At 37.9% G+C, this 16,771-nt stretch carries 27 protein-coding genes; 2 read left to right on the plus strand and 25 right to left on the minus strand.

From position 1 onward, the window contains the following. Window positions 1-4: 4 nt before the first annotated feature. The 23 genes from rpsH to iscR all read right to left on the minus strand — a co-directional run bounded on the left by rpsH (window position 5) and on the right by iscR (window position 12,729). On the minus strand, window positions 5-397 hold the full coding sequence (rpsH, locus tag ACGH47_RS04745) for a 30S ribosomal protein S8 (protein WP_065558585.1): 393 nt from the start codon (window positions 395-397) through the stop codon (window positions 5-7). A gap of 17 nt (window positions 398-414) precedes the next feature. Then, window positions 415-720, minus strand: coding sequence for a 30S ribosomal protein S14 (rpsN, locus tag ACGH47_RS04750; RefSeq protein ID WP_025314395.1), 306 nt, complete (start codon window positions 718-720; stop codon window positions 415-417). 11 nt (window positions 721-731) lie between these two features. Continuing rightward, window positions 732-1,271: a 50S ribosomal protein L5 gene (gene rplE / locus ACGH47_RS04755; protein ID WP_065558584.1), complete on the minus strand. Its 540-nt coding sequence runs from the start codon at window positions 1,269-1,271 to the stop codon at window positions 732-734. Window positions 1,272-1,288: 17 nt separating this feature from the next. Continuing rightward, window positions 1,289-1,603, minus strand: coding sequence for a 50S ribosomal protein L24 (gene rplX / locus ACGH47_RS04760; protein WP_065558583.1), 315 nt, complete (start codon window positions 1,601-1,603; stop codon window positions 1,289-1,291). A gap of 10 nt (window positions 1,604-1,613) precedes the next feature. After that, window positions 1,614-1,985: a 50S ribosomal protein L14 gene (rplN, locus tag ACGH47_RS04765; RefSeq protein WP_025314392.1), complete on the minus strand. Its 372-nt coding sequence runs from the start codon at window positions 1,983-1,985 to the stop codon at window positions 1,614-1,616. 196 nt (window positions 1,986-2,181) lie between these two features. After that, a complete protein-coding gene (rpsQ, locus tag ACGH47_RS04770; RefSeq protein ID WP_025314391.1) occupies window positions 2,182-2,442 on the minus strand; it encodes a 30S ribosomal protein S17 in 261 nt (86 codons plus the stop codon). 1 nt (window position 2,443) lies between these two features. Next, complete coding sequence (gene rpmC, locus ACGH47_RS04775; RefSeq protein ID WP_034902373.1) at window positions 2,444-2,635, minus strand: 50S ribosomal protein L29; 192 nt, start codon at window positions 2,633-2,635, stop codon at window positions 2,444-2,446. Then, window positions 2,636-3,046 (minus strand): 50S ribosomal protein L16, encoded by a 411-nt coding sequence (gene rplP, locus ACGH47_RS04780; protein ID WP_411622861.1) that lies wholly within the window; start codon window positions 3,044-3,046, stop codon window positions 2,636-2,638. Window positions 3,047-3,058: 12 nt separating this feature from the next. Further along, complete coding sequence (gene rpsC, locus ACGH47_RS04785; RefSeq protein WP_065558582.1) at window positions 3,059-3,796, minus strand: 30S ribosomal protein S3; 738 nt, start codon at window positions 3,794-3,796, stop codon at window positions 3,059-3,061. A gap of 14 nt (window positions 3,797-3,810) precedes the next feature. Next, window positions 3,811-4,143 (minus strand): 50S ribosomal protein L22, encoded by a 333-nt coding sequence (rplV, locus tag ACGH47_RS04790; protein ID WP_034884235.1) that lies wholly within the window; start codon window positions 4,141-4,143, stop codon window positions 3,811-3,813. Between the two features lie 13 nt (window positions 4,144-4,156). Next, window positions 4,157-4,435, minus strand: coding sequence for a 30S ribosomal protein S19 (gene rpsS / locus ACGH47_RS04795; RefSeq protein WP_065558581.1), 279 nt, complete (start codon window positions 4,433-4,435; stop codon window positions 4,157-4,159). 19 nt (window positions 4,436-4,454) lie between these two features. Then, entirely contained in the window at window positions 4,455-5,279 is an 825-nt protein-coding gene (rplB, locus tag ACGH47_RS04800) for a 50S ribosomal protein L2 (RefSeq protein WP_065558580.1), read from the minus strand. 18 nt (window positions 5,280-5,297) lie between these two features. After that, a complete protein-coding gene (rplW, locus tag ACGH47_RS04805; RefSeq protein ID WP_065558579.1) occupies window positions 5,298-5,600 on the minus strand; it encodes a 50S ribosomal protein L23 in 303 nt (100 codons plus the stop codon). Next, the gene (gene rplD / locus ACGH47_RS04810; protein ID WP_065558578.1) at window positions 5,597-6,199 is read right to left on the minus strand and encodes a 50S ribosomal protein L4; all 603 of its coding nucleotides are present in this window, start codon (window positions 6,197-6,199) and stop codon (window positions 5,597-5,599) included. The genes rplW and rplD overlap by 4 nt, the downstream gene beginning before the upstream one ends. 16 nt (window positions 6,200-6,215) lie before the next feature. Next, on the minus strand, window positions 6,216-6,842 hold the full coding sequence (rplC, locus tag ACGH47_RS04815; RefSeq protein WP_065558577.1) for a 50S ribosomal protein L3: 627 nt from the start codon (window positions 6,840-6,842) through the stop codon (window positions 6,216-6,218). A 31-nt stretch (window positions 6,843-6,873) separates the two neighbouring features. Next, the gene (gene rpsJ / locus ACGH47_RS04820) at window positions 6,874-7,185 is read right to left on the minus strand and encodes a 30S ribosomal protein S10 (RefSeq protein ID WP_006120582.1); all 312 of its coding nucleotides are present in this window, start codon (window positions 7,183-7,185) and stop codon (window positions 6,874-6,876) included. Between the two features lie 329 nt (window positions 7,186-7,514). Further along, window positions 7,515-7,853 (minus strand): ISC system 2Fe-2S type ferredoxin, encoded by a 339-nt coding sequence (fdx, locus tag ACGH47_RS04825; protein ID WP_065558576.1) that lies wholly within the window; start codon window positions 7,851-7,853, stop codon window positions 7,515-7,517. Window positions 7,854-7,867: 14 nt separating this feature from the next. Then, window positions 7,868-9,727 carry a Fe-S protein assembly chaperone HscA gene (gene hscA / locus ACGH47_RS04830; protein WP_411622862.1) on the minus strand — a complete coding sequence of 620 codons (1,860 nt, stop codon included), beginning with the start codon at window positions 9,725-9,727 and terminating at the stop codon, window positions 7,868-7,870. 37 nt (window positions 9,728-9,764) lie between these two features. After that, complete coding sequence (hscB, locus tag ACGH47_RS04835) at window positions 9,765-10,283, minus strand: Fe-S protein assembly co-chaperone HscB (protein ID WP_411622863.1); 519 nt, start codon at window positions 10,281-10,283, stop codon at window positions 9,765-9,767. Window positions 10,284-10,297: 14 nt separating this feature from the next. Continuing rightward, window positions 10,298-10,621, minus strand: a complete 324-nt coding sequence (gene iscA, locus ACGH47_RS04840) for an iron-sulfur cluster assembly protein IscA (protein WP_065558573.1) — start codon at window positions 10,619-10,621, stop codon at window positions 10,298-10,300. Next, entirely contained in the window at window positions 10,621-11,007 is a 387-nt protein-coding gene (gene iscU / locus ACGH47_RS04845) for a Fe-S cluster assembly scaffold IscU (protein WP_065558572.1), read from the minus strand. The genes iscA and iscU overlap by 1 nt, the downstream gene beginning before the upstream one ends. A gap of 15 nt (window positions 11,008-11,022) precedes the next feature. Next, a complete protein-coding gene (locus ACGH47_RS04850; protein ID WP_065558571.1) occupies window positions 11,023-12,237 on the minus strand; it encodes an IscS subfamily cysteine desulfurase in 1,215 nt (404 codons plus the stop codon). 42 nt (window positions 12,238-12,279) lie between these two features. Continuing rightward, entirely contained in the window at window positions 12,280-12,729 is a 450-nt protein-coding gene (gene iscR, locus ACGH47_RS04855) for a Fe-S cluster assembly transcriptional regulator IscR (protein WP_065558570.1), read from the minus strand. A 163-nt stretch (window positions 12,730-12,892) separates the two neighbouring features. Here iscR and sltY point away from each other — a divergent pair, with 163 nt between their 5' ends. Next, window positions 12,893-14,830, plus strand: a complete 1,938-nt coding sequence (gene sltY, locus ACGH47_RS04860; protein ID WP_411622864.1) for a murein transglycosylase — start codon at window positions 12,893-12,895, stop codon at window positions 14,828-14,830. Window positions 14,831-14,841: 11 nt separating this feature from the next. Beyond that, the gene (gene trpR, locus ACGH47_RS04865) at window positions 14,842-15,123 is read left to right on the plus strand and encodes a trp operon repressor (protein ID WP_218837341.1); all 282 of its coding nucleotides are present in this window, start codon (window positions 14,842-14,844) and stop codon (window positions 15,121-15,123) included. A gap of 61 nt (window positions 15,124-15,184) precedes the next feature. Here trpR and robA read toward each other — a convergent pair whose 3' ends face one another. Continuing rightward, a complete protein-coding gene (gene robA / locus ACGH47_RS04870; RefSeq protein WP_267350297.1) occupies window positions 15,185-16,099 on the minus strand; it encodes an MDR efflux pump AcrAB transcriptional activator RobA in 915 nt (304 codons plus the stop codon). Between the two features lie 94 nt (window positions 16,100-16,193). Continuing rightward, a complete protein-coding gene (gene nfuA, locus ACGH47_RS04875; RefSeq protein ID WP_065558691.1) occupies window positions 16,194-16,769 on the minus strand; it encodes a Fe-S biogenesis protein NfuA in 576 nt (191 codons plus the stop codon). Window positions 16,770-16,771 lie beyond the last annotated feature (2 nt).

Below are 16,771 nucleotides of genomic sequence, written 5' to 3' on the forward strand. Positions count from 1 at the left end.
TCCCTTACGCTACGTAGCAGATAATTTCACCACCAAGACCTGCTTGGCGTGCTGCTCGATCAGTCATAACACCTTTAGAAGTAGAAACAACTGCGATACCTAATCCAGCCATAACTTTTGGCAATTCGTCTTTACGTTTATAAATACGTAAACCTGGACGGCTAACACGTTTAATACTTTCTACTACAGCCTTACCTTGGAAATATTTTAATGAAATTTCCAATTCTGGCTTAGTGTCACCAACAACTTTATAGTCTCCGATGTAACCTTCTTCTTTTAGCACATTGGCAATTGCCACTTTTAGCTTAGAGGAAGGCATGGTGACTGCAACTTTATTCGCAGCTTGACCGTTACGAATACGGGTCAACATATCTGCTATAGGATCTTGCATGCTCATCTATAACACTCCCCTGATTACCAACTTGCCTTTTTAAGACCAGGAATCTCACCACGCATGGCTGATTCACGAACCTTAATACGGCTTAAACCAAACTTACGAAGGACGCCATGTGGACGACCTGTTTGACGACAACGACGACGTTGACGTGATGGACTAGAATCACGAGGAAGCGTTTGCAATTTAAGCACTGCATTCCAACGATCTTCATCTGATGCATTAAGATCAGAGATAATCGCTTTTAATTCTTGACGCTTTGCAAAATATTTTTCTGCTAGCTTTACGCGTTTCTTATCGCGTTCAATCATTGATTGTTTAGCCATTATGCCCTACCTTACTTACGAAATGGGAAGTTAAAGGCAGATAATAAAGCTCGGCCTTCTTCATCTGATTGTGCACTTGTTGTGATAGTAATATCTAAACCACGAACACGATCAACTTTATCATAATCGATTTCAGGGAAAACGATTTGTTCACGAACACCCATGCTATAGTTACCACGACCATCGAAAGATTTTGCGCTTAAACCGCGAAAATCTCGAGTACGAGGAAGCGCAATATAAACTAGACGTTCAAAAAATTCCCACATACGTTCGCCACGTAAAGTGACTTTACAACCAATAGGATACCCTTGACGGATTTTAAAACCAGCAACTGACTTGCGTGCTTTTGTGACAAGTGGTTTTTGACCACTGATTGCTGCTAAATCTGCAACCGCATTATCTAATAATTTCTTATCAGTAATTGCTTCACCCACACCCATATTCAAGGTGATCTTTTCGATCCGAGGGACTTGCATGACAGATTTGTAGCCAAACTGTTCTTGCAGTTTATTTACTACCTGTGCTTTGTAGTAATCATGCAGTTTCGCCATCGTACACTCCAAATTACTTAATTAATTAATTCATTAGTAGACTTATAAAAACGGACTTTTTTACCATTTTCAATTCTAAAGCCTACGCGATCTGCTTTGCCTGTAGCTGGGTTAAAAATTGCTACATTAGAAACATTAATAGCTGCTTCTTTTTCAACAATTCCACCTTCTTGATTTAATGCAGGTACTGGTTTTTGATGTTTTTTCACCAAATTAATACCTTCAACAATCACTTTGCCTGTAGACAAAACACTTTTTACTTTACCGCGTTTACCTTTATCTTTACCGGTTAACACGATAACTTCATCTTCTCGACGGATTTTCGCTGCCATTACCCGCTCCTTACAGTACTTCTGGTGCTAATGAAATGATCTTCATAAACTTCTCAGAACGAAGTTCACGAGTGACCGGTCCAAAAATACGCGTACCAATCGGTTGCTCACTGTTATTGTTTAAAATAACACAAGCATTGCGATCGAAACGAATGACAGATCCATCAGGACGACGAACACCTTTTCTAGTGCGCACGACAACAGCTTTAAGTACATCACCTTTTTTTACTTTACCACGTGGAATTGCTTCTTTAATGGTAACCTTGATGATATCACCAACCGCTGCATAACGACGGTGCGATCCACCGAGAACCTTGATACACATTACACTACGTGCGCCAGAGTTATCGGCAACATCTAGCCTAGTCTGTTCTTGGATCATTTTAATGCTCCGTATAAATAAATTATTGTCTAATCTACCTTCATCCACCTCAACTACCATGGATAAGAATAGACAACCAAAAACCCACATATGTGAGGGCGCATAGTATAACACCACTCAAATAAAATGGATAGCATAAAATAAACGGCTGCATTTAGCCGTTTATTATATTATGTACAGTTTTTAATCGATTAGATTAACTAACTGCTTTTTCTACGATTCGAACAAGAGTCCAAGATTTGGTTTTTGATAATGGACGACACTCTTTAATTTCTACAGTATCACCAATACCACACTCGTTGTTTTCATCATGTACATGCAATTTAGTCGTACGTTTAATGAACTTACCATATAACGGATGCTTCACTTTACGTTCAATAGCTACAGTAATAGATTTATCCATTTTGTCGCTAATAACACGACCTTGCTGAGTACGAATTTTTACTTCAGTAGTCATATTACGCACCCGCCTTTTCAGTTAATAACGTTTTAACTCGTGCAATATTACGACGCACTTGTTTTAACATATGAGTCTGTGTCAACTGACCTCCAGCTAATTGCATACGTAAGTTAAATTGCTCACGTAATAAATTAAGAAGTTCAGTATTTAACTCTTCAACGCTTTTTTCGCGTAGCTCTTTTGCTTTCATTTACATCACCGTCTTAATCACAAAGGTGGTTTTAATTGGCAGTTTTGCAGCTGCCAACGCAAATGCTTCACGAGCAACTTCTTCCGGTACTCCGTCCATTTCATAAAGGACTTTACCTGGTTGAATCTGAGCAACCCAGTATTCAACGTTACCCTTACCTTTACCCATACGCACTTCAAGTGGTTTTTCAGTAATTGGTTTATCAGGGAAAACTCGAATCCAGATTTTACCTTGACGCTTAACTGCACGAGTCATTGCACGACGTGCTGCTTCGATCTGGCGCGCAGTCAAACGACCACGACCCACAGCCTTAAGACCGAATGTACCGAAACTTACGTCAGTACTCACAGCTAGACCACGATTGTGGCCCTTGTGCACTTTACGGAATTTTGTACGCTTTGGTTGTAACATCAGCGACGCTCCTTATTGTTTTCGGCCTTTGCGCTGCTTTTTCGGTTGAGCAGCAGGTTGTTTTTCTGCTTGTTCAACGGCAGCCATACCACCAAGGATCTCACCTTTGAAGATCCACACTTTAACACCAATAATACCATAGGTAGTTAATGCTTCAGACACTCCGTAGTCGATGTCAGCTCGTAGTGTATGTAGAGGTACACGACCTTCACGATACCACTCTGAGCGAGCAATTTCAGCGCCGCCTAAACGACCACTTACTTCAACTTTGATACCTTTAGCACCCGCTTTCATTGCGTTTTGTACCGCACGTTTCATTGCACGACGGAACATAACACGGCGTTCTAACTGAGAAGTAATGCTGTCAGCAACTAATTTTGCATCAAGTTCAGGTTTACGAACTTCAGCAATATTAATTTGTACTGCAACATCACGTTTTTCTCTTTTGTCTTTATACTTATTGACAATAGAAGCTACGGCATTACGTAATTTTTCAACGTCCTCACCTTTTTTACCAATCACGATACCTGGACGAGCAGTGTGAATAGTAATGCGAACGTTAGTTTCTGCTGAACGGTCGATTACAATTTTAGAGATTGACGCTTGTGCTAATTCTTTATTTAAGAATTCACGCACTCTAAAATCACTTTCTAAATTATCAGCGAATGTCTTTGTACCCGAATACCATGTAGATGTCCAAGGCTTGACAATGCCTAATCGGATACCATTTGGATTTACTTTTTGACCCATTGCTATTCTCCAGCCTAGCGATCTGAGACGATCACGGTGATGTGACTCGTACGCTTCAAAATTCGATCTGCACGACCTTTCGCACGAGGCATAATACGCTTCATGGTTGGGCCTTCGTCTACGAAAATTTTCGCAACTTTTAGATCATCAATATCAGCACCATCGTTATGCTCTGCATTAGCAATAGCAGACTCTAATACTTTTTTAACAAGTACAGCCGCTTTTTTATTGGTGTACGTTAAAATATCAAGTGCCTGAGACACTTTTTTACCGCGAACAAGATCTGCAACTAAGCGAACTTTTTGTGCAGAAGAACGAGCGTGGCGGTACTTTGCAATTGTTTCCATCTCTTTCTCCTACTTATTTCTTCTTAGCTTTCTTATCCGCAGCGTGACCGCGATAAGTACGAGTCGGCGCGAATTCACCCAATTTATGACCAACCATTTCGTCGGTAACATAAACTGGAACGTGCTGACGACCATTATGGACAGCGATGGTCAAACCGATCATGTTAGGAAAGATCGTTGAACGACGGGACCAAGTACGAATTGGTTTCTTGTCCCCGCTTTCCACCGCTTTCTCTACCTTCTTCAGCAAGTGTAGGTCAATAAAAGGACCCTTCTTGAGAGAACGTGGCATAGCTAATCCTCTATATTAATTATTTCTTATTGCGACGGCGAACAATATACTTATCAGTACGTTTGTTGCTACGCGTTTTCAATCCTTTGGCTTTTTGACCCCATGGAGACACAGGATGTTTACCAAAGTTACGACCTTCACCACCACCATGTGGATGGTCTACCGGGTTCATTGCTGTACCACGAACAGTAGGACGAACACCACGCCAACGCGTTGCACCCGCTTTACCTAGTACGCGAAGCATATGTTCTGAATTACCGACTTCACCAATAGTGGCACGACAATCAGATAATACTTTACGCATTTCACCTGAACGTAGACGTAATGTTACATATGCACCATCACGCGCAACGATTTGAACATAGCTACCAGCTGAGCGAGCAAGTTGTCCGCCTTTACCTGGTTTCATTTCAATGTTATGCACGGTAGAACCGACTGGAATATTGCGCATTGGTAAACAGTTACCTGTTTTAATCGATGCATCAACACCAGATTGGATCTGATCACCTGCTTTTAAGCCTTTAGGCGCTAAAATATAACGACGTTCACCGTCTTTATATAAAACCAATGCAATATTTGCACTACGGTTTGGATCATATTCCAAACGTTCAACAACTGCTGGAATACCATCTTTGTTACGCTTAAAGTCAACAATACGATAATGTTGTTTATGACCACCACCGATATGACGGGTAGTGATACGACCATTATTATTGCGACCACCAGTTTTGCTTTTTGAATCAAGCAACGGTGCATAAGGCTTACCTTTATGCAACTCTGGGTTAACCACTTTAACAACGTGGCGACGACCCGGAGATGTAGGTTTACACTTAACAACTGCCATTGTTCTTACTCCTCCGAATTACTCAGCGACGCCAGCAAGGTCTAAGTTTTGACCTTCTGCTAAAGTTACGTAAGCTTTTTTCCAGTCGCTACGGCGACCAAGTTGTTGACCACGACGTTTTACTTTGCCTTTAACAACAAGTGTATTAACGTCATCTACTTTAACTTCAAATAGTTGCTCAACTGCGGCTTTAATCTCTCTCTTAGTAGCATCTTTAGCAACTTTCAATACTAATGTATTTGTTTTTTCCATTGAAATAGATGCTTTTTCAGAAACATGTGGTGCTCGCAGGACTTTAAGCAGACGCTCTTCACGAATCATGCTAACATCTCCTCTACTTGTTTAACGGCATCAACAGTGATAACCACTTTGTCAAATGCAATCAAACTAACTGGATCAATACCTGCCACATCACGCACATCAACTTTATGCAAGTTACGTGCTGCTAAGAAAAGATTCTCATCAACTTCAGTTGTAATGATAAGGACATCATTAAGATTCATATCATTTAATTTCTGAGTTAATAATTTAGTCTTAGGTGCTTCAACAGTAAATGTTTCAACCACAACTAAACGCTCTTGACGCACTAATTCAGAGAAAATGCTCTTTAATGCACCACGATACATTTTACGGTTAACTTTTTGGCTATGATCTTGTGGTTTTGCTGCAAATGTTACACCACCACTACGCCAGATTGGGCTCTTAATAGAACCTGAACGAGCACGACCTGTGCCTTTTTGACGCCATGGTTTTTTGCCTGAACCAGCGATTTCTGCACGAGTTTTTTGTGCGCGTGAGCCTTGACGAGCAGCAGATGCATAAGCAACAACTACTTGGTGAACTAACGCTTCATTAAACTCACGTCCGAAGGTAGTTTCGGAAACAGAAAGCGCTTTCGCGTCTTTTACTACTAATTCCATCTCTATCTCCTCGACGTTAAGCCTTGATTGCCGGTTTAACAATTACGTCACTATTGATTGCGCCTGGAACTGCACCTTTAATTAATAAAAGGTTGCGTTCAGCATCAACACGTACAATATCTAAGTTTTGAACAGTTACACGTTCATTACCTAGGTGACCTGCCATTTTACGACCTTTGAACACTTTACCTGGAGTTTGGTTTTGACCGATAGAGCCATGACCACGGTGTGCCAAAGAGTTACCATGAGTTGCATCTTGAGTACGGAAGTTCCAACGTTTAGTTACGCCAGCAAAACCTTTACCTTTAGATGTTCCAGTAACATCAACTTTTTTAACGTCTGTGAAAATATCAACGTTAATACTTTGCCCTACAGTAAATTCGCCTTCTTCAAAACGGAATTCCCATAGACCACGACCAGCTTCAACGCCAGCCTTAGCAAAATGACCTGCTTCAGGTTTATTTACACGGCTTGCTTTTTTGCTGCCAGTAGTAACCTGAATAGCTTGATAACCATCGTTCTCTAAAGTTTTAACTTGAGTAACGCGGTTGCTTTGAACTTCAACTACGGTGACAGGAATAGAAACACCTTCTTCGGTGAAGATTCGTGTCATTCCTACTTTACGACCGATTAAACCAATCATTGTTTAGACCTCTCAATCATTCAGCTTAGGATTAACCTAAACTGATCTGCACATCAACACCGGCAGCAAGATCTAGGCGCATTAAAGCATCAACTGTTTTTTCAGTTGGCTCAACAATATCAACTAGACGTTTATGAGTACGAATCTCATATTGATCACGCGCGTCTTTATTAACGTGCGGAGAAATCAATACGGTGAAACGCTCTTTGCGTGTCGGTAATGGAATAGGACCACGAACTTGCGCACCAGTGCGCTTCGCAGTTTCTACAATTTCAGCAGTTGATTGATCAATCAAACGATGATCAAACGCTTTTAACCGGATACGGATTCTTTGGTTCGACATGAGACCAGAGCTCCACTATTTAAAAGTTATAACAAAAGACTACTCCTCTTACCCTGTTTCGATTGACAGGAGAGTGTAATCCGTTCTTTTCGTAACCCCCAGATCGGGAGTATTGTTGATATAATTCAATATTATTAAATAAGGATTATATCTTCATACGCATTTGCTTACATAAAGACAATAAACAAAGTGGCGGAATTATACCCCGTTGGTGTACCAACATCAAGTATTAATTATCATATAGATAGAAAAAATATGATCATTTATGGTTACCGAAAAGTTGAGGAACGGGCTTTTTGAGGAAATCACGTCGCCATAAAGGCGACTAATTAATGATCTTCTTTGGCGTGATTTAGGCTATATCTTGGAATTTCGACTTCAAGATCTTCATCGGCAACACGAGCCTGACAACTTAGTCGACTATGCGGTTCAACGCCCCACGCTTTATCTAACATATCATCTTCTTGTTCATCACTCTCTTCAAGTGAGTCAAAACCTTTACGGACAATACAATGGCAAGTTGAACAAGCACATGACATTTCACAAGCATGCTCAATTTCAATATCGTTACGTAAAGCGACTTCTAAAATAGATTCACCTTCTTGCGCTTCAACCGTTTTCCCTTCAGGGCAAAGTTCAGCATTTGGTAAAAATGTAATTTTTGGCATAATAATCTCGTTAGTTAAATATCATCAACTTTATGACCGGTTAAAGCTTGACGAATGGATCTATCCATACGCTTAGCCGCAAAATCCTGCGTCACGTTATCAACAATTTTAATTTGCTTTTCTATTTCGTATATATCATTGGATTCGCTTACCGCTTGTAAACGATGTTTAGCATTTAAAATTTGATTAAGCTGATGCTCATTCAATAAGTCAGCATCTTTATCTAATGCATTTTGTAAACTTTCAAGGACTCTTGCTGCTTCAACTTTTTGTTCAGCAAGCATTCTAGTTTGCTTATCTTGTTGAGCGTAATTGATGGAATCTTGAATCATAGTTGCAATTTCTTTATCAGTTAGCCCATAAGATGGCTTAACTTGTATTGCGGCTTCAACACCTGTTGATTTTTCCATTGCCGTTACGCTTAGCAATCCATCAGCATCCACTTGGAAAGTGACACGAATATGTGCGCCACCAGCAGGCATTGGCGGAATGCCACGTAAGATAAATTGCGCCAACGATCGACAATCTGCTACATTTTCACGTTCACCTTGTAAAACATGAATCATCATAGCGGTCTGACCATCTTTAAACGTTGTAAATTCTTGCGCCCTTGCACAAGGGATCGTACTATTACGAGGAATAATTTTTTCAACCAATTCCCCCATTGTTTCGATGCCTAAAGATAAGGGAATTACATCAAGCAACAACATATCGGAATCGGGTTTATTACCCACTAAAATATCTGCTTGAATGGATGCCCCAATAGCGACAACTTTATCTGGATCGATAGAAGTTAAAGGTTTTGTTTTGAAATAATTACCGACCGATTCACGCACAAACGGAATTCGGGTAGATCCCCCCACCATGACCACTTCAACAATTTCATCGAGATCAATATCAGCATCTTTTAATGCACGCCGACAAACGGCTAAGGTTCGTTTAACTAGCGGTTCAATGAGTTGTTCAAATTGATGTCGGGTTATAGTTAAGACTTGATTATCAAATGTTATCGTGACAGAATCTTGATGGCTGAGTGCAATTTTAATGTCAACCGCTTGATGAATCATTCTCTGATTCAACTGTGCATCATGATGATCAATCAACCCTAATTCGTTTTTAATATACTCCGCAAGTAAACGATCGAAGTCATCACCACCAAGAGCAGAATCTCCCCCTGTTGATAGAACTTCAAAAACGCCTTTATGTAAACGCAGAATAGAGATATCAAAAGTTCCACCACCTAAATCATATACAGCAATGATGCCTTCTTTTCCAGAATCAAGGCCATAAGCGATAGCTGCAGCAGTAGGTTCATTCAACAAACGTAAAACGTGTAAACCAGCTAATTTAGCGGCATCTTTTGTTGCCTGTCGTTGAGCATCATCAAAATAGGCGGGAACGGTGATGACGACACCATCAATTTCACCATTTAAACTCGCTTTAGCCCGATCTGCAAGAGCAATCAAGATTTCAGCAGAGACTTGAATAGGATTAACTTGCTGATTCGGTAAATTTAGTAATGGTACACCATTTTCTGTCATGGATAATGGATAAGGGAAATGAGATGTGTCTATATCAGAAAGACGTCTTCCCATTAATCGCTTCACTGAACTTACTGTATTTTTTGGATCAGAAGTAGCACTGTTTTTAGCATTTTTACCAATTGTGATAATAGTATTATCATCATGATCAACACCATAATGTACAACTGAAGGCAATAAAAAATCGCCTTCTAAATCTGGCAGAACTTCAGATTTACCGCTTCGAACGGTTGCAACTAGTGAGTTGGTCGTACCCAAATCAATGCCAACCGCAATCCGACGTTGATGTGGTTCTGGTGTTTGACCTGGTTCACTAATTTGTAATAATGCCATTTAACTTATCTCTACTTGATGTGTTATTTGTCTTAAATTATAAAGCATATTGCTTTTCTTGTAACTTTTCGATCTGTTCTATTAATCGAGTAAGATAACGAATCTTGTAGATTTGATTTAGGGCGGATTGCCAATCTTGTTGCGATAAATTGTTCAACAATTGATTATAAATATCTTTTTTGCGCCCTGATATTTCAGACCCAAAGCTATCTAATAGTTCAAAGTTTGACTGACTTTCCATATCATCTAGTTTTTCACGCAAAACAAATTGCTCCATTAAAAAATCTGCATCATGAATAATATGTTGTTCGGTTGCCACATCAAAGCCTTGCAAAGATAGGAAATATTCAGCTGCTTTTATAGGATTTTTTAATACTTGATAAGCATCATTAATCATGGCTGATTTTTGAATAATCGCCATTTTTTCACTATCCGATGCCGTTGCAAAATTATCAGGGTGATACTGTCTTTGTAATTGCTGATATTGTAATGTTAACTGCTGCGTATCGACAGGTAATTGAATAGGTAGATGAAATAACTCAAAATAATTATTCACGCTTGATGCCTCAGTTAAACATTAAAGCTTTCGCCACAACCACATTCATTATGCGCATTAGGATTATTGAATTTAAAACCTTCATTCAATCCTTCTTTAACAAAATCAAGTTCAGTGCCATCAATATAGACTAAGCTTTTTTTATCCACGATAACTTTGACATTTTTGTCTTCAAATACACTGTCATCGTCATTAATCGTATCAGCAAACTCTAAAACATAAGCCATACCCGAACAACCAGATGTTTTAACGCCTAATCTTAGACCGATGCCTTTTCCACGATTAGTTAAAAAAGCTTGAACACGATCAGCGGCACTTGTGGTTAATGTAATAGCCATTAACTTTGCCCTTTTTTAGTCTTATAGTCATCAATTGCCGCTTTGATTGCATCTTCAGCTAAAATTGAACAGTGAATTTTAACTGGCGGTAAAGCGAGTTCTTTAGCAATATCCGTATTTTTTATTGCTTGTGCTTCATCTAAAGATTTACCTTTAATCCATTCGGTAACTAACGAACTTGAAGCAATTGCGCTACCACAGCCATAAGTTTTAAATTTCGCATCTTCAATAATGCCATCATCATTCACTTTAATTTGAAGTCGCATGACATCGCCACAGGCTGGTGCACCAACCATACCACTACCAACATTCGGATCGTTTTGATCGAACGATCCGACATTGCGAGGGTTTTCGTAATGATCGACTACTTTTTCACTGTATGCCATAATTTACTCCTAATTTTAATGGGCTGACCATTTTATTTTTGATAAATCAACACCATCTTTAAACATTTCCCAAAGCGGAGATAAGTTTCTTAATTTATCAATAGAGTTTTTGATTAACTCAATAACATAATCCACTTCTTCTTCAGTACTAAATCGACCTAGTGAAAAACGGATTGAGCTATGTGCTAATTCATCATTAAGACCTAGTGCCCGCAATACATAAGAAGGTTCTAAACTCGCTGACGTACAGGCTGAGCCAGAAGATACAGCCAAATCTTTTAATGCCATCATTAACGATTCACCTTCAATATAAGCAAAACTGACATTTAAAATATTTGGTGCACTGTGTTCTAAAGATCCATTTAGATAAACTTCTTCTATATCTTTTAAACCGTTCCATAACCGATTTTTGAGTGCCAATAGACGTGGCATTTCAGTAGCCATTTCTTCTTTTGCTATCCGATATGCTTCACCCATACCAACAATTTGGTGCACAGGTAGCGTTCCAGAGCGCATACCTCGTTCATGACCACCACCATGCATTTGGGCTTCGATACGAACACGAGGTTTACGTCTTACATATAGCCCACCGATACCTTTTGGACCATAAATTTTATGACCTGAAAAAGACATTAAGTCTACTTTCAATTTGGTTACATCAATCGGTAATTTACCAACAGCTTGGGTTGCATCCACGTGGAAAACAATGCCTCTTTCACGACACATTTCACCAATTTTTTCGATATCTTGTATGACGCCTGTTTCATTATTAACGTGCATGATTGATACCACTGTCGTATCACTACGCATTGCCGCTGCGAGTTTGTTTAAATCTAATATTCCATCAGATTCAGGTGCTAAATACGTTACTTCATAACCTTCTCGTTCTAGTTGGCGACAAGTATCAAGCACGGCTTTATGTTCAGTTTTACACGTAATAATATGTTTACCTTTAGCTTGATTAAAGTGTGCTGCACCTTTAATGGCTAAATTGTCCGCTTCAGTCGCGCCAGAAGTAAAAACGATTTCTCGTGAATCGGCACCAATAAGATCGGCTATTTGATTTCGTGCAATATCAACCGCTTCTTCAGCTTGCCAACCAAATTTATGAGAACGAGAGGCGGGGTTACCGAAAATACCATCCAAGGTTAGATACTGCATCATTTTTTCAGCAACTCTAGGATCGACAGGCGTTGTAGCTGCATAATCCATATAAATAGGTAGTTTCATTAAATACTCCCAATGACAAAATCTGTGTACAAATTTTATTGCTTAATTTATTGATATTAGATTGCTTTGTCGACTAGCCACTTCTTTAACTTCTTTATTATTGACTAATTCGCTTAAAGTGATACTTGTTAAAAACTCATCGATACGTTCACTTAGGTCATTCCACAACGTGTGAGTTAAACATCTCACGCCACCTTGACATCCATCATGACCATAACATTTTGTTGCGTGAACCGTTTCATCGACGGCTTTAACAATTGAACTAATCGCAATTTGATCCATGCTTCGACTAAGCACATAGCCACCACCCGGCCCCCGAACACTAGAGACCAAACCATGTTTACGTAAACGGGCAAATAGTTGTTCAAGATAGGAAAGTGAGATTTGTTGACGTTCTGAGATATCTGCAAGTGATACGGGCCCTAAACCAGAATGTAATGCAATATCCAACATTGCAGTTACTGCATATCTCCCTTTTGATGTCAATTTCATTATTTATTCCCCTTTATATATGGAAGGTATTTTATATATCCTTCAATTTTAGTCAAGTATTTAGTTGACTATTTTAGTGGGAATTAAACCTTAAGTTCTTTCATCGACGAACAATGGTGAAATATGCTAATCTAGTAAACTAATTTGATATAGGAGTTGAGCAATGAAATCACTATTAAAGTGTATTTTAATAATAGGATTACTCTTTACTAAAAGTGCAATCGCGGTTAATACGCAGCAAGATTTACGAGCTAATTACAAAAAATGGCTTAACTCATATCAATCACTCAATCTTGATGAACAAACTGCTCTTTTAAAAGAGCTAAAAGATTACCCACTGTATCCTTATGCTGCAGTACAATATTTTCAAAAAAATATTAAAACGGTTTCCCCAGACATGGTGAGCAATTTTGTCACTCAGTATAGTAAATTTCCGTTAACAGCATCATTAAGTCAATCTTTCTTATCAGAATTGACCAATCGTCAAGATTGGACTGCTATTGTTGACTTTCCTAAAGATAACTCAATTCAATCTAACTGCCGTTATCAATACGCTTTGTTACAACAGGGTAATCAATCTGTTATAGAGACAGTAGAATCATTGTGGCTAACAGGAAAAGAATTACCTTCTGCCTGTGATCCTCTTCTTAATGCATGGAAAGATGCTGGAAAACAAACAAACAATATCATTTTGTTACGAATTGAACTTGCCATAGAAGCGAATAATTTAAAATTAGCACGATATTTAATCAATTTATTAGATAATGACTATAAAACAACCAAAAGTAATTTATATGCTTTATTAGATAATCCGAAAAAATTAGAGGATTTCTCTAAAAATATCAAAACCAGCAATTTTACTAAAAAAATTGTATTGGCTTCTTTTCCTCGAGTAGTTAAAGCGGATATGAATTTTGCGCAAATACTATTGCCAAAACTGGTACAGCAGCAACATCTAAGCGAAACCGAACTCATTGCATTACAAAAAAATTTAGCAAACAGATTTTTCAGTGATTCTGCGACAAATGAGCAAATTAAATGGCGTGATGATTACATTTCCAAGTATCATGATACAACGTTAGTTGAAAAACGCATTCGTGTTGCGATTGATGAAAATAATTATAAAGATATTGCTTATTGGTTATCACAATTAACACCCGAAGATAAATTAAAAGAAGAATGGCAATATTGGCAAGCTCGCGTCTATTTAGACCAAAACAAAAAAAATGAAGCCAATACCATTTTGAAAAAATTATCGGCTAATCGTGGATTTTATGGCATGGTCAGCGCTCAATTGCTTAAGCAAAAATATTCTCTTAACAACCAATCCAGAAAAATTACACAAGCCGAGATAGCAAATTTAAAATCTAAGTATGATAATCAAACTGTTATAAAACGAATTAAAGAATTACGTTTCTGGAAGAAGTTAACAGAATCAACACGCGAATGGCGCTTTATGTTGAATAATCACGTTGAAAATAATGAATATTTAGATTTAGCTCAATATGCTTATTATAAAGGTTGGGGAGATCTTAGTATTCAAGCAACAATATCTGGAAAACTTTGGAATAATTGGACAGAGCGCTTACCTATTATGTATGAAGATATATATAAACAGGCATTAAAAGGTAAAGAGATATCTCTTTCTTATGCGCTGGCTATATCTCGTCAAGAGAGCGCTTTTGATGCCACGATACAATCACCAGCTGGGGCAAAAGGTTTAATGCAATTAATGCCTGCGACAGCAAAAGAAACAGCAAAAAAAGTTAGCTCAATTAGTTATACATCAACATCTCAGCTATCTGATCCCATGACAAACATAGAATTAGGGACATATTTTCTTAATAATGTTTATCAACAAAATGCTAAAAATCGTATTTTGGCGTCAGCAGCCTATAATGCTGGACCAAGTCGAGTTAAACGATGGTTGAATAATAGTGATGGTAAACTTGATGCAGTAGCTTTTATTGAAAGTATTCCTTTTACTGAAACACGTAATTATGTTAAAAATGTTTTAGTTTATGATTATATTTATCAAAATTTGTTAGGTCAAAAAAGGCATAATATTTTTACCGCAAACGAATTTAACAGAACCTATTAATGGTGGGCATTATGAAAACTCAAGAATGGAAACAAACAGTTGAAATACTACACCAAGCATTTAATGATGGTTATTCACTGGATATATTTAAACTGCTGCTAACCGCAGATGAACGTGATGCTTTAATTACCCGAGTTAAAATAATTCACTCTTTACTTGATGGTTCAATAAATCAAAGACAGCTTAAAGAACAATTAGGTATTGGTATTGCCACTGTCACACGTGGATCAAACAGTTTGAAAGAAGCATCACCAGAATTTAGACAATGGTTAGAAAAAACATTGTTAAATTGATTATAATGCTAGGTTATTACAATTAGTCACAAGATTGATTACAGATAAAAACTTAGAATTACTACGAATTTTTCTTTAGAAGAACTTCATTTTCTGTTGCAACTGGCACACAATAATCGCATTCCATACGTTGGATATCTTTTGCCGTTTCAACCGTATTTTTATCTCGATTATGATGGATTTCAATTAAACATCCGGCACGTAAATGAACTTTTAAAGCTGGCATCGCAGCTAAATGCACCTGAGAAATAAAATCTTTAAAGTTTTCTGGTGTGCCAATATATTTAAAACAAAGATACAGACCACCTTCGCTAACAAACTGTTCAATATACTCAAGATGATTATTGTGTTCTAACGCTATAGTATAAAGTAACTCTTGTTCATTAGCATTTTCTTTACTTTTCAAGATACGGTTAAAAGCATAAATTTTATCCGGCAGAATTTCATTTTTATGGGTATAACGAGAAAGATAATTATGAAAAAATTGCCCTCGCAACTTATTTTCTTCCTCTAATAATTTACTTAAATTACAGTTATTTTTATAAGTAATACCCCAAAATGTCTGTTTTGGCATATTAACGAATTTGGGTTCGGGTAATGTAAGCTGAGTTTTATTAAGTTCAATTGCTGGCGTTAATCCTGTCGGATCCCAAAATTCAGCGCGTCGATAACTTGCTGGGGTTTCATTGAACTGTTTTTTAAAAGAACGGGTAAATGTTTGCTGAGAATCAAAACGATATTGCATGGCAATATCTAAAATCGGCTTACTCGTCATTCGTAAAGAAAGTGCAGCATAAGTTAACCTACGATGACGAATGTAAGTACCAAGTACCTGACCGGTTACTTCTTTAAACATACGTTGTAAATGCCACTTTGAATAACCTGATTTTTGAGCAACATGATCAATAGACAAAGGCTGCTCCAGATTTTTTTCAATCCAAACGATAAGATCTGAAATAATGCTGACTTGATTCATAAAACCCCATCATAAAGTGAACTGGCAGACATCATGCGATTATGACTTAATCTTAGCAATAAGCAAGATTTAAATCCAAATTATTTAGTTTTTCTTAACAAAAAGAGTGTGTTCCTGCTTGATGCTCAGTCACATCTTTTACGCCTGCAAGTTCAGGAAATTCCATTAATAATTGTTTTTCAATTCCTTCTTTCAACGTATAATCAACCATTGAACAACCGTTACAGCCCCCCCCAAATTGAAGGACAACATAATTATCTTCTGTTAATTCAATTAAACTTACCATACCGCCATGACTAGCAAGTTGAGGATTAATTTGAGTTTGAATCGTATAATTGACGCGTTCAATTAAAGGTGCATCATCGCTGACTTTTCTCATTTTGGAATTTGGCGCTTTTAACGTCAATTGCGAACCCAATTCATCAGTAACATAATCGATAACGGTTTCTTCTAAAAATGGTGCACTCATTTCATCAATGTATACCGAAAAATCTGCAAACTTTTCTTCTATATCACTATCTTCTACAGTATCAGCAGGACAATAAGAAACACCACACTCTGCACTTGGCGTACCAGGATTCATGACAAAGACACGAATTTGTGTATCTTGTGGTTGATTGGCTAGTAGTTTTTTGAAATGTTGCTGAGCTGATTCAGAAATGGTAATAATAG

Origin of the sequence: Gilliamella sp. CG16, from assembly GCF_046635785.1 — a bacterium.
In the GTDB taxonomy this organism is placed as follows: domain Bacteria; phylum Pseudomonadota; class Gammaproteobacteria; order Enterobacterales; family Orbaceae; genus Gilliamella; species Gilliamella apicola_I.

What these genes read in the sequence shown, in the direction of transcription:
- rplB (WP_065558580.1), bottom strand. Translation starts at nt 5,279, where the DNA reads ATGGCAGTTGTTAAGTGTAAACCTACATCTCCGGGTCGTCGCCACGTT.
- rpsS (WP_065558581.1), bottom strand. Translation starts at nt 4,435, where the DNA reads ATGCCACGTTCTCTCAAGAAGGGTCCTTTTATTGACCTACACTTGCTG.
- rpsC (WP_065558582.1), bottom strand. Translation starts at nt 3,796, where the DNA reads ATGGGTCAAAAAGTAAATCCAAATGGTATCCGATTAGGCATTGTCAAG.
- rplW (WP_065558579.1), bottom strand. Translation starts at nt 5,600, where the DNA reads ATGATTCGTGAAGAGCGTCTGCTTAAAGTCCTGCGAGCACCACATGTT.
- trpR (WP_218837341.1), top strand. Translation starts at nt 14,842, where the DNA reads ATGAAAACTCAAGAATGGAAACAAACAGTTGAAATACTACACCAAGCA.
- robA (WP_267350297.1), bottom strand. Translation starts at nt 16,099, where the DNA reads ATGAATCAAGTCAGCATTATTTCAGATCTTATCGTTTGGATTGAAAAA.
- rplN (WP_025314392.1), bottom strand. Translation starts at nt 1,985, where the DNA reads ATGATCCAAGAACAGACTAGGCTAGATGTTGCCGATAACTCTGGCGCA.
- rplC (WP_065558577.1), bottom strand. Translation starts at nt 6,842, where the DNA reads ATGATTGGTTTAATCGGTCGTAAAGTAGGAATGACACGAATCTTCACC.
- iscU (WP_065558572.1), bottom strand. Translation starts at nt 11,007, where the DNA reads ATGGCATACAGTGAAAAAGTAGTCGATCATTACGAAAACCCTCGCAAT.
- iscR (WP_065558570.1), bottom strand. Translation starts at nt 12,729, where the DNA reads ATGAAATTGACATCAAAAGGGAGATATGCAGTAACTGCAATGTTGGAT.
- rpmC (WP_034902373.1), bottom strand. Translation starts at nt 2,635, where the DNA reads ATGAAAGCAAAAGAGCTACGCGAAAAAAGCGTTGAAGAGTTAAATACT.
- rplE (WP_065558584.1), bottom strand. Translation starts at nt 1,271, where the DNA reads ATGGCGAAACTGCATGATTACTACAAAGCACAGGTAGTAAATAAACTG.
- hscA (WP_411622862.1), bottom strand. Translation starts at nt 9,727, where the DNA reads ATGGCATTATTACAAATTAGTGAACCAGGTCAAACACCAGAACCACAT.
- rpsN (WP_025314395.1), bottom strand. Translation starts at nt 720, where the DNA reads ATGGCTAAACAATCAATGATTGAACGCGATAAGAAACGCGTAAAGCTA.
- rplP (WP_411622861.1), bottom strand. Translation starts at nt 3,046, where the DNA reads ATGTTACAACCAAAGCGTACAAAATTCCGTAAAGTGCACAAGGGCCAC.
- rpsQ (WP_025314391.1), bottom strand. Translation starts at nt 2,442, where the DNA reads ATGACTACTGAAGTAAAAATTCGTACTCAGCAAGGTCGTGTTATTAGC.
- rplX (WP_065558583.1), bottom strand. Translation starts at nt 1,603, where the DNA reads ATGGCAGCGAAAATCCGTCGAGAAGATGAAGTTATCGTGTTAACCGGT.
- sltY (WP_411622864.1), top strand. Translation starts at nt 12,893, where the DNA reads ATGAAATCACTATTAAAGTGTATTTTAATAATAGGATTACTCTTTACT.
- rplD (WP_065558578.1), bottom strand. Translation starts at nt 6,199, where the DNA reads ATGGAATTAGTAGTAAAAGACGCGAAAGCGCTTTCTGTTTCCGAAACT.
- rplV (WP_034884235.1), bottom strand. Translation starts at nt 4,143, where the DNA reads ATGGAAACAATTGCAAAGTACCGCCACGCTCGTTCTTCTGCACAAAAA.
- rpsJ (WP_006120582.1), bottom strand. Translation starts at nt 7,185, where the DNA reads ATGTCGAACCAAAGAATCCGTATCCGGTTAAAAGCGTTTGATCATCGT.
- rpsH (WP_065558585.1), bottom strand. Translation starts at nt 397, where the DNA reads ATGAGCATGCAAGATCCTATAGCAGATATGTTGACCCGTATTCGTAAC.
- ACGH47_RS04850 (WP_065558571.1), bottom strand. Translation starts at nt 12,237, where the DNA reads ATGAAACTACCTATTTATATGGATTATGCAGCTACAACGCCTGTCGAT.
- fdx (WP_065558576.1), bottom strand. Translation starts at nt 7,853, where the DNA reads ATGCCAAAAATTACATTTTTACCAAATGCTGAACTTTGCCCTGAAGGG.
- iscA (WP_065558573.1), bottom strand. Translation starts at nt 10,621, where the DNA reads ATGGCTATTACATTAACCACAAGTGCCGCTGATCGTGTTCAAGCTTTT.